The 10,237-nt window shown below is 62.2% G+C and carries 9 protein-coding genes; 4 read left to right on the top strand and 5 right to left on the bottom strand.

Annotated features, from left to right (window positions below):
* Positions 1 to 99 precede the first annotated feature (99 nt).
* Positions 100 to 360 carry a hypothetical protein gene (locus tag I2I05_RS20665; RefSeq protein ID WP_196284168.1) on the bottom strand — a complete coding sequence of 87 codons (261 nt, stop codon included), beginning with the start codon at positions 358 to 360 and terminating at the stop codon, positions 100 to 102.
* Between the two features lie 215 nt (positions 361 to 575).
* Between I2I05_RS20665 and I2I05_RS20660 the strand changes: the two genes are divergently transcribed.
* Positions 576 to 1,037: a hypothetical protein gene (locus I2I05_RS20660; protein WP_196284167.1), complete on the top strand. Its 462-nt coding sequence runs from the start codon at positions 576 to 578 to the stop codon at positions 1,035 to 1,037.
* A 561-nt stretch (positions 1,038 to 1,598) separates the two neighbouring features.
* Here I2I05_RS20660 and I2I05_RS20655 read toward each other — a convergent pair.
* From I2I05_RS20655 to I2I05_RS20645, 3 genes are all read right to left on the bottom strand, one after another.
* On the bottom strand, positions 1,599 to 1,943 hold the full coding sequence (locus I2I05_RS20655; RefSeq protein WP_196284166.1) for a hypothetical protein: 345 nt from the start codon (positions 1,941 to 1,943) through the stop codon (positions 1,599 to 1,601).
* 137 nt (positions 1,944 to 2,080) lie between these two features.
* Positions 2,081 to 2,539, bottom strand: coding sequence for a hypothetical protein (locus I2I05_RS20650; protein ID WP_196284165.1), 459 nt, complete (start codon positions 2,537 to 2,539; stop codon positions 2,081 to 2,083).
* A gap of 212 nt (positions 2,540 to 2,751) precedes the next feature.
* Positions 2,752 to 3,501 (bottom strand): DUF6843 domain-containing protein, encoded by a 750-nt coding sequence (locus tag I2I05_RS20645; protein WP_196284164.1) that lies wholly within the window; start codon positions 3,499 to 3,501, stop codon positions 2,752 to 2,754.
* A gap of 415 nt (positions 3,502 to 3,916) precedes the next feature.
* Here I2I05_RS20645 and I2I05_RS20640 point away from each other — a divergent pair, with 415 nt between their 5' ends.
* Positions 3,917 to 5,329 carry an RCC1 domain-containing protein gene (locus I2I05_RS20640; protein ID WP_196284163.1) on the top strand — a complete coding sequence of 471 codons (1,413 nt, stop codon included), beginning with the start codon at positions 3,917 to 3,919 and terminating at the stop codon, positions 5,327 to 5,329.
* A gap of 296 nt (positions 5,330 to 5,625) precedes the next feature.
* Here I2I05_RS20640 and I2I05_RS20635 read toward each other — a convergent pair whose 3' ends face one another.
* Positions 5,626 to 6,033 (bottom strand): hypothetical protein, encoded by a 408-nt coding sequence (locus tag I2I05_RS20635; protein ID WP_196284162.1) that lies wholly within the window; start codon positions 6,031 to 6,033, stop codon positions 5,626 to 5,628.
* Between the two features lie 109 nt (positions 6,034 to 6,142).
* On the opposite strand from I2I05_RS20635, the gene I2I05_RS20630 reads away from it, so the two are divergent.
* Positions 6,143 to 6,448: a hypothetical protein gene (locus tag I2I05_RS20630; RefSeq protein ID WP_196284161.1), complete on the top strand. Its 306-nt coding sequence runs from the start codon at positions 6,143 to 6,145 to the stop codon at positions 6,446 to 6,448.
* A gap of 821 nt (positions 6,449 to 7,269) precedes the next feature.
* Complete coding sequence (locus tag I2I05_RS20625) at positions 7,270 to 10,155, top strand: FG-GAP-like repeat-containing protein (protein WP_196284160.1); 2,886 nt, start codon at positions 7,270 to 7,272, stop codon at positions 10,153 to 10,155.
* Positions 10,156 to 10,237: the final 82 nt, after the last annotated feature.

Here is a 10,237-nt window from a genome sequence, read left to right as displayed (position 1 = left end):
GGAACTGGATGACAAAGCATCTAAAATCAGGCAAACCCTTTTGCACTGAATCAGCAGAGTTTACCATCAGACCCTTTTTGTGAACACTACTTGATAAGGTCAATAAAGGCCTAAAAAGTCATAATTGAAATCGAGTGCCAGCAGTAGTAATCCTAGTGCCAACAGCCACAGAGCCGCGACCCCCAGCCATCCAATCACAGCGTGGCCCGGTCTGAGCGCTTGCTGTGCCTTGGCCCACCGCGCGGCCCGGTGCGCGCTCCAGAGTAAGACCCAGATGCCCGCCGCCAGCGGTAGAAACGCGAGGAACATGAACAAATTCAGAATGTCCGAATAATTCGTATCCAGCAACAGAATCAGCATCCGGGAAGCAGAGAAGAGAAAAGGGAAAGGCGCAGGGCTGTAGCCGACAGATACGCCGCAAAGGCCTTTGGCAAGTTCAGTACTAAAGTGACCCAACCCCTCCTCAAACTAAACAGCCAGCGTTTACCTTCGGACCGTTTGCGTGAACTACGGTCGTTACCTTGTGCGGCTGCTCCGAGGGGGGCACGTCGGAACTTTTCCTTTCCGCAGCTGCCATGAATAAGTCGACTGTCGCGCCGCTGCTCGCTGCCCTGCTGGCCCTCGGGCTCCTTCCTGCCGGTCTGTATGCGCAGACCGGCAGGCCGGTGAGAAAAATCCGGCTCCATGCGTACCCGTATTCCAGTTCCACCCTCATCGGTGTGGACACGACCCAACTGGCGTACGCAGCGGCCCTTAAAACCACTGTAAAACACGCCGCGACGTTTCTGGCGGCGCTCGAGCAAGCCCTCGACCAACGCGACACCATCGCTGTGCACACCTTCCGGGGCAACTTTGTGCGGTTCTTTTTCAAGGTGTATTACCGCGACGGCGGAACCCGCTCGATTTACCTGGCACAAGGCCGCACCCTGCTCTACGGCCAGCGGCTCTACACGCTGGACAACGAGTTGAAGCACCTCATCCGAGGATTCATCCCCCGGGCAGACGAATACTTACCCGTGAGAGCCCTGAAGAAATAGGCTCCTTTTACTTTTCGGACCGTTAAAGTAAACCCTTAGCTGAACGCGAAGCTATCGGGGCTGATAATCCTTCAGCTCCTTTATTTTCTTATTGATTCGGTTGCTGTTATTAGCCACGTAGTCATAGAACTCTTTAAACGACCGCTCTTTATACACTTTGTAGCACTCAGCCTCTAGCTCATCATACACATTTCGGAAGCTTTTATCTTCGTAATGAATGGCGATGCATGGAAAAGGACCTACGTAATAGGCAATGATAACATCGACTACTATGGGCATTTCCTTGATGTGCTCTAACGTCATCAAAGAGTCCGCGATCCAACACAAGATGGACACATGGGTTTCCGTATTGAAGCCTGATGACCATACGCCGTCAAAGTACGTTTCTAAGAGTGTGTATGCTCTGGTTTCCATGGACTTTGCCTGTCGGGGATGGAGGACTAACGAAGGGACACTGAAGCAATAGTATAACGCTCCTTACTCTGAACTATGCGCGTTCACGTCAGGACCGTTTTTATGAACGCAGTACTACAACGCAGTCCTCCTTGGCTTTCGAGGTGCCTAGTGGCGTTGCAAGAAGCACTGCTTTTTGGGGTCGGTGGCGTCCGTTAACGGAACCAGTCGATTCCCGCGCTTCGCAAATTGGTCCACTCCTGGCTGCGCGGTGTATTTGACAGCGGGTGCTAGCGGCGGTGGGATCCGCAGGAAAAAGGCGGAACGCAGCGTTAGCGTGTCGTGTGCTTGGCGCCACGTGCCGGTGACGAGGGTATCCAGGTACTGGAAGCGGTACGCAAACGTGTGGTCTGGATGCAGCGTCAGCACGACCCCGGGGCGGTGGTAAGCCGTGCAGGAATCGGCGTACGTGCCCAACGCAGGGCGCTGGCACCCCAACAGGAGCAGGTGCACAAGAAAGAGACCGAGGTACCGCGTCATTGGGCGCAAGTTCGCCACCATAACAGAATTAAGCTCCAGTGAATAAATGGTGCGTGTTTATTCACTGGAGCGTTATTGCGCGGGCCCGCGCTGGGCTGGCCCCGCCCGCGCTAATGCACTTGCCGGTAGGCGAGTCCCGGGCCGTCGCACACCTGCCATGTGCTGGCCAGGGTCCCGTCGGCCTGGAAGGCCAGCGTCTCGGTGAGCGCGTTGGCCGCGCACGAGCCGATCAGCGGGCTGGCCGCCTCGTAGGCCAGCACGGCGTACCGGCCGTCGGGCCCGGCCTGCACGGCAAACGTGCCGCGGGCCTCGGCGCGCTCAGCGCCGTGCCGGCGCGTTTTTAGGAAGGTGCCGTCGGCCCGGAAGACGTACGTTTCCTGCCACGGCAGCTCCGCCCCGGTCCAGCGGGCGCCCACGCGTTGGCCCGTTAGTTCCACCAGCTGCCAGGTTTGGGGGTAAGCGGCCGCCCGGGCCGCGTCGGGGGCCGCGGGGGCCGGGCTGGCTTTGCGGCAGGCGACCGCCGCGGCCAGCCCCAGCAAGAACAGGCAGCACAGGAGGGACTTCTTCATCACACGCACGGGGTAAGGGTTCTTCCGGATGACCGGCCACGCGACGGGAAGGTTGCACGCGCTTGCGGCCCCGCCGGATACCGTCCGTTTCCGAGGCGTGCAGAAATTGCTCCTTTTAGTATTCGGACCGTTTCACTGAACCATTTGAACAGTTTAATTGGTGGGAGTTGCCGACTCGGCAGCCATTTGCCACCCCCCCAACGCGGAGTTGCCTAAAAGTCAGACCGGCGCAACAGCACCGCCAGGCTGTCGTGACAGGAAACGGTGAAAATTAACTCAACTACCTCGTTGTCAGGAGTATAATGTATCTCGCTGGGGTAATACGTCTCAAAAGGGGTTGCCTGGTACGGACGTTTATGGCGGAGACCCGCCGCAAATACCCCAACTTGCTGCGGGTCGACGGGCTCCACCGCCTCGTCGCGCCGTTTGCTCTTGGCAAATGCCCGTTCGTCTAACCGCCGCAAGGGGCGCAGGCGCTGTCCTGTTGCGTCCACGAGGTAGTATTCGGCATCGGCTAAATCGTCGGCGCCGAGCGGCGCCGAGGTGCTAATCGAGCCGTCCGGCGGGACGCGGAGGATGGCACGGCCGTCCACCTTTGTGAACAGGTCCTGCCGGTCGTATTGCCGGTACAGTATCACTCGGCCGCGGAAGCCTTCCGGAATCAGGAAGACCAGGCGGTTGTGGGGGGGCAACCATTTCGCCCCCGTCACGAGCAGCACGAGCAGCACGGGCCCGAGCACGGGGGACAGGGCCAGGAGCTTGGCCCAGAGCGGCTGGGTGCCTTGCACGATGAGCCCGACCCCCAGCAGCAGCCCGCCGGCCGGCAGCAGCAAGAGCAGCAACAACGGGGGAATGTAGGCGCCAATCATGCAGATTAGCCCGGCCAGCAGCAGGCTGCCCAGTAAAAGAACGGGCCCGACCCAAAAGCCGAGGGTGCGCCAGGAGGATTCGCGGGGGTACATGGGTAGGGAAAGAAAAGACGGGTGAAATGGCCCGACGCCAAAGGCATCTCAGGTCGCTCCAAGGCGGGTGGGTGTTCCCAAGAAGGGCAAGGGCGGGGCAAACTTGAAGCGGACGGCCTCACCCCAAAGAAAGGCTCGTTTTACAGTTCGAACCGTTTTGGCAAACGAAAAGGGGTTTCATAGCCCGCGAACCCTCGTCGCTCAAAAGCGTGAAGTCATGCGGCCCCTCTACCCGTCGTCGGGGTGGGTGGCCACTCGCCCTCTCGGCCAGGGCCGGCGGCCTACCGACAGGCCGCTAGGCGCCGGCCCTGGCCGAGAGTCAGGCGGTCCGCCCCTCCGTGCCGGGCGCTCGACGGGTTCGGTTTCGGGCCTACCTTTGGCTGCGTCTACCCCGGTCTCCTTTCCCCCGTTCCCCATGCCGACTCCTACCCTCCTTTTTCTCGCGTCCGCCCCCCGTCTGGTTTGCCGCGGCCTGTTGCTCGCGCTGCTGCTGCTGCTCGGCGGGTTGGTCGCCCCGGCCCGCGCCCAGCGCCTGGCCACCGGCGGCCACCACACCCTGTGGGTGCGCCCCGACGGCACGCTCTGGGCCTGGGGCCGCAACAGCGACGGCCAGCTCGGCGACGGCACCACCACCAACCGCCTGGCCCCGGTGCAAATCGGCACGGGCAGCACCTGGCGCCAGGTGGCGGCCGGCGACGACTACAGCCTGGCCCTGCGCGCCGACGGCACGCTCTGGGGCTGGGGCAGCAACAGCCACGGCGAACTCGCCGACGGCACGGCGACCACCCGCTTGGTGCCGCAGCGCGTGGGCACCGGTGCCAACTGGCAAACCGTGGCGGCCGGCACCTACCACGTGCTGGCCCTGCGCACCGACGGCAGCTTGTGGGCCTGGGGCAACAACTTCGACCGCCAGCTCGGCGACGGCTCCTCCGTCAACCGGCGGGCCCCCGTGGCCGTGGCCGCCGGCAGCACCTGGCAAAGCATTGCCGCAGGGTATTCCCACTCGCTGGCCGTGCGCGCCGACGGCACGCTCTGGGCCTGGGGCAAGGACTTTACCGGCGCGGCGGGCACCGGCGCGAGCTTTTACCACCGCTTCCCCGAGCAGGTGGGCCCGGCAACGACGTGGCGCCGCGTAGCCGCCGGTTACGGCCACAGCCTGGCGCTGCGCACGGACGGTACGCTCTGGGGTTGGGGCACCAACCTTTTCGGCTCTGTGGGCGACGGCACCACCACGGACCGGTACGGCCCCGTCCCGGTCGGAACAGCCACTACCTGGGAGACGGCCGCTTACGGCGCCAACAGCCACACGGCCGTGTTGCGCACGGACGGCACGTTGTGGACCTGGGGCAAAAACGAATCGGGCCAGCTTGGCACCGGCACGACGGCCACCCGGACCGTGCCCGCACAAGTGGGCACGGTGAACACCTGGCAAGCCGTGGCCGCCGGTTTTGCCCACACCGTGGCCCTCCAGGTTGACGGCAGCCTCTGGGCCTGGGGCGACAACACGTACGGGCAGCTCGGCACGGGCACACTGGCCGGCAGCACCGTGCCGGTCCTCGTCCTGGCCGGCGCGGGCCCGCTGGCCACGTCTGCTGGCCGGGCCGCCCCCGCCGCCCTGCACCTCGTGCCCAACCCGGCCCGGGGCCGCGTGCAGGTCCCGGAACTGGGGCCCGCCGCGCCGTGGCGCTTACTCGATGCGCAGAGCCGCCTTGTGCGCCAGGGCACCGGGCCGGTGTTGGGGCTCGAGGGGCTCGCTCCCGGCCTGTACCTCCTCCACGCCCCGGCCCTCGGCGCGCCCACGCGCTCGGCCCGCCTCCAGGTGGACTGAACGGGGCACCGGCCGGTTCTGGGGGCGGTGGCGGGCCGGTTAGGGGGAGCCCTAGCCCCTTAAATCGTCGCTTGGGCCGCAGCCAAGCGGAGGGTTTAGCGAATGCTCGTTTTCGTATTCGGACCGTGGCGGTTGCAGAACCCCTCGACGAGCTAGCGCCCCAAGTTATTGCACCGAACGAACCTCAACAACGGCCGTTTTGGAGGCTTGTGTGCTCCCAGATGCCGCCATGACCATTGATATAGGGCGCCACCAAGGGTTCTGCAACAGCCACCGTTTGGCTAAACGCGTCAGGCTCATTTCGCGAGTAATTCTTGCGCCATTTGCTTCACCTCCAGGGGCGCAGTGGGATGGGCATAAACCGCCCGATACACACTTGCTACCGGATGTTGGGCAATTGACTTTTGCCCCGTGTTGGCGATTCGCCGCACCAAGAGCAGCGTTATTTCCGTGGGTTGGCGGTGCAGGGAGTCCAACAACTCGGTCTCGTACGCGGGAAAGGATTCAATGCCGTGCATGAGCCCCATCAACACGCCCCCGCTCTCATCTACGGGAAAGCGCTCCAAGAACCGAAACAGCGGCACCAAAGCATCTGCGGGCGGGCCGTGCTCCCACAGCTCCGCCAACAGGTCTTCCGCTTGCACCCACGAATCCTGCGGCTGAAACGAATCGAGGGAATGGAGCAATGTAGCCAGGGAGGGCATAATGGGGCGGAAAGGTGCAATAACGCGCTCATTTTGCGTTTCGGACCGTTTGGCTGAACTGTAAAGCTTAGCGGGCCTGTATTGGACAGACCCTTACTTTTAGAGGTTTATGAGCACGCCCCAAAAATGCTTTACGGACGCCCCTGACACGGCCGTCATCACCACAGTGTACGTCGTTCGCCAGGCATCACCGATTCTGTTTGTGGCACATTTTGACGATGGCTATTGGCAATTCTCGGGCGGAGAGGGCCACGAGCAAGGGTTGCCAGACGACGACTACCTCGTCTTGTGCTTGGAAGAGGTGGTAGCTCTGGATGGGACCGTCGTAGAAGTGTCCGACCTGCCGAGGGGAGCCGCGGCCACCCGAGCCACAAAGGGAGGCGAATGGGTTATCTCGGAACTCGTTGATGAGTAAACGCTCGTTTACCTTGGGACCGTTTTCTTGAACGTTAATACAGTTCATGGTCAGTATCTTCACCCTTTCACCTTTTCCCTGGCTATGAAACCCAACCCCATTTTCCTGCTTGGCATGACGCTAGTGGCCCTAGGTGGTCCTGCTTACGCCCAAACAACGCCAACGCCTGTACCTAACCCCCCGGGCAAAGGCGTCCCTCACCCCAAAAGGGCCGCTGCGCCAACGCGCAAGGCGTCGACGTCGGCCGTGAAAATGGACACCGCGGCCTTTCGTCGCTCCGGACGCCCCACTGACGCCATCCGAACCAGAGCCCGGGAACTCCCCCCGTTTGCTCCATCGAAAAAGAAAAACTAAAGGAGGAGGTCGTTCGAACATCCGCTCCTTTAAGCAAACTACGCCTGCAGGCCTGAGCCCAGCGGCAAAGAGCCCTCTATTGGACCGGTGGAGTTTACGAAACTAGTCTACGATTCCTAGTTTAAGAAATGGGCCGAAGGGATGAGTTTCGTAAACTCAGCTGTGCGTCATCCACACGTTGGCCTGTAACGCGGGACAGTGGATCCTTTAGCCCTGTTCGCGAAATAAAGCTACAGGCTAAGACTCCTGTTCATAGTGAGCCAAGTTGGGCTCTTTTAGATGGGAAAAAGATGCTCTCAAAACTATCAAAAGACGACTCGTAGTCATGACTACCGACGAGGATCATCACAATTGGGACAAATTCTTATATGCCATTGCCTAGGCAGATGCTATACTATGCTTATTTTCGTGGAATTAACTCGCTCGCGTTTATTTTATTGATTGTATTATTTCATTAGCCCGTGCCTATGTTCCAACGCTACCCTTCTTTTCTGCTCACGGCTGCTCTGCTGCTGGTCGCGCTCGTCCTCCGCGCCCAATCCCCGGTGCTGCTAAGCCGCTCGCCCCAGGCCAATACTGCCTTTGCGGCCCCTACTACCGCCGTACAGCTTACGTTTTCACAACCTATGAGCGCCCAAGCGGCTTCGGCCACGGGGATGCGGGTGGTGAGCGGGTGGCGCGGGCCGCTGGACGGCACCTACTCGGGGGCCGGCACCACTACTGTGCAATTTACCCCGGCCAGCGCCCTGCAACCGGGCGAGCAGGTGCAAGTGACTGTGACGACACAGGCTACTAGTCAGGCCGGTGTGGCCCCGACGACCGCTACTACTTACCAATTCTGGGCGGCCTCAGCGGGGGGGAATGGGCAGTTTCTGGATGAGGATGTGGCAGTGGGGGGCAACCCGACTTCCATTGCGGCGGGTGATATCAACAACGATGGCAACCCCGACTTCGTGGTAAGCGACAACTCTAGCAGCATAGTACGGATTCGGCTGGGTGACGGTAGGGGGGGCTTTCTGCCGCCCCCCGCCCCCATTCCGTCCCAGATTGGCGCGGGGCTTTCCAATCCTAGTGCTATCGCTCTGGCCGATGCCAACAACGACGGAAACTTGGATATATTCGTTATAGGCGGCTCTATATCAGGTCGGTACGGGACGATGCTAGGCGACGGTACGGGGCGCTTCACGGCGGTATTCGAGGCTAGCTACTATAGCGGCGACAGCCTCAACGGCCTAGCCGTGGGCGATGTGAACGGCGATGGTAACGCCGACCTGCTCACCTCGCCGGCCCGCTCAGCCAAGGTGCTAGTGCTGCTGAGCAATGCGCAGGGAGGATTTACTAGCGCTCAAGATGTGCCGACCGGCTACAACAACGCCCTGGCGCTAGCCGACATGAACCGCGACGGCAAGCTCGACATTGTAGCCGTTAGCCCCAACGCGGTGGCCGTGCGCCTAGGCAACGGGGCCGGCCTGTTCAGCACCCCTACCGTTAGCCAGGTGGCCGTGACGAGTGGGGCCGTGGCCGTGGCTGTGGGCGACCTCAACAACGACAACAAGCTGGACGTGGTGACGGCCAGCAACGCCGGCAACGCGGTGTCGGTGCGCCTCGGCGACGGGGGCGGAGGCTTCACCACTGCCCCCGACATCAGCATCGGTGCGGCCCCGCGCAAAGTGGCACTGGTCGACCTGAACCGCGACGGCAAGCTCGACTTGGCCGCCACCCTGAATGGCCGCACCAGCACCACGGTGGCGCTGCGCCTAGGCGATGGGGCGGGCAACTTTAGCAATGCCCCGTCCGACCTAACGGTAGGGCTTGCTCCCAACGGGCTGGCCCTGGCCGACTTCAACAGGGATGGGCAGACCGACCTGCTGGCCGGCAACACGGGAGACCCTGGCGGTTCGGTAATGGTGGGAGATTTCAGCACGGTGTCGGTGCGCCTGGGCAACGGGGTCGGCGGCTTTGGGCGGGTACCTGCGCCCCGGGTGCAAGTGGGCGGCCCGGGCAGTACTACCGTAGCAGACGTAAATAACGACGGCCGCCCCGACCTGCTGGCCCTGTACTCGGTCAGCGGCGTAGGAGGTGTGAGTGTGCGCCTGGGTACCGGCACAGGGGCTTTTCGTGCGCCAGTCGCGCCCATTCCGGCCGAAGTGACGGGCGTAGGTACCTACCCCAATACCTTAGCGGTGGGCGACGTAAATAACGACCGCAAGCTTGACTTTGTGTCGTATGCTTTCATTGGCGGGCTGGTTCTGCCCACTACATACTTGGGTAACGGGCAGGGAGGCTTCACACTCCAAACCCCCGTTGCCTCTAGCCACATCGAACTTAATGTCCGCTCGATGCGCCTGGTGGACATCACTGGCGATGGCAAGCTAGACCTGCTGGTGAGCACCGTATTTCCGAGCACCGAGTTTGTACGGGTATTGGTGGGCGACGGCACGGGCAAGTTCATGGCCGGGCCGGGGGCGTCGTCCTTCGTGAGCGCCCGCCCCGGCACCGGGCCCCGCGCGATAACGGTGGGTGACGTGAATGGCGACGACAAGTTGGATTTGCTGGTGGGTGACTACAGCAGCAGCAGCAACCGGGCCGCCGTGTCGGTGCGCCTGGGCAACGGGGCCGGTGATTTCAGCGTCCCGCCCGCGCCAGTGGCGGCCGAAATATTGCTGGGCTATGACTACCTGACCGGGCTGGCCGTGGGTGATGTGAATAACGACGGGAAGCTAGACTTTGTGGCAACCACCATCCAGGCGGGGGACTTCCTATCGGTACGCCTGGGTAGTGGGACCGGGGCATTTGTGGCCGTCGCCGATACCCGACTGGCGTTGCAGTACCCATCGGGGGTAACCTTAGGGGACGTGAATGGCGACGGCAAGCTTGATGCCATTATCAGCGGTAACCAGTATGGTAACCGGGTGGCCGTGCTGCTGGGCGATGGCGCCGGTAGCTTTAGGCCACAGGCCGTTCGCGGCCTTATCACGGTGGGCAGCACTCCCAGCGGCCCACAACTTTATGACCTGGACGGCGACGGCGACCTGGATTTGCTGCTCTCCAACGGGGGCGACCCCAGCGTGACGGTGCGCCTCAACGGGTCGTACTACGCCGGCTCGGTGCTGCCGGTGCGCCCAGCCACGCTGCCCGCCGAAGTGGCGGCTCTGCAAGCGTATCCCAACCCGGCCCGCGGTACCGTGCGCGTGGACGGTCCTGGCAGCACCGGCCCGCTGGTGCTGTTCGACCTACTGGGCAGGGAGGTGCTGCGCCAGCCGGCTGGCCCTTCCCTACCCCTGATAGCCGTAGTGCCGGGTATATACGTGTTGCGCTGCGGCACCCGCACTACCCGCTTGGTGGTGGAGTAGGTCGGTACCCGTTTTATGCCAGCAGCTGGCGGTGAAAAACGAACATATTGCTTAGCGCAGCCGAGGCCGAACGGTACTACAA

This window comes from Hymenobacter jeongseonensis, from assembly GCF_015694725.1.
Lineage (GTDB): Bacteria > Bacteroidota > Bacteroidia > Cytophagales > Hymenobacteraceae > Hymenobacter > Hymenobacter jeongseonensis.
Note: the sequence above shows the minus strand (reverse complement) of the source record. Positions and strands in the feature narration are given on the sequence as shown.